General features: G+C 41.3%; 1 protein-coding gene. It reads right to left on the bottom strand.

What is annotated here, in order from left to right:
• Positions 1-388 (bottom strand): RusA family crossover junction endodeoxyribonuclease (locus ACOMA7_RS07735; RefSeq protein WP_421393161.1); only part of this gene is annotated, 388 nt, incomplete at its 3' end.
• Between the last annotated feature and the right edge of the window lie 118 nt (positions 389-506).

Raw genomic sequence — 506 nt, 5'->3', positions numbered from 1 at the left:
ATAGCATGGCATCGTCCTTCCACAGAATACCGTTTAAGGCATCCTCGGTACTCTTAATGTAGTTGCTAAGGTCTGGCTTTTTGAATGGCAACAGATCGCCAATAATAGCCATTGCGTGCTTAACCTTACTTAGTGACTTAGGAGGCAGAATGTAGAATGTCACGTTCAATGCCAACGCCCCGCTCAATGGATCGAAGTAGTTCACACTCTTTTCAAGATTAGCGAGGTAAGCCATTTTCTTTTTGTAGTTAACCGTCTTAATTGGATCATACAAATAGTTCTTGTTTTTGTAATAGCCAAGCTTGCTAAGAACTTTCTTTATACCAATACGAGGACGCTCTTGCTGCTGTGGCTTGATGTCAAACTCAATCTTTATCGTTTCTGCCATCTAATCCTCCCCGTTAAAATTCAAACCATCACGATTAACTAATCCTTGTGATTCCAGCTCCCTGTAGTAGTCAGAAAAGCGCCCGTACATAATCATGAAACCACCGTCTATCTTATCA

The sequence above is a fragment of the Apilactobacillus intestinapis genome (genome assembly GCF_049166695.1).
In the GTDB taxonomy this organism is placed as follows: Bacteria; Bacillota; Bacilli; order Lactobacillales; family Lactobacillaceae; genus Apilactobacillus; species Apilactobacillus kunkeei_C.
Note: the sequence above shows the minus strand (reverse complement) of the source record. Positions and strands in the feature narration are given on the sequence as shown.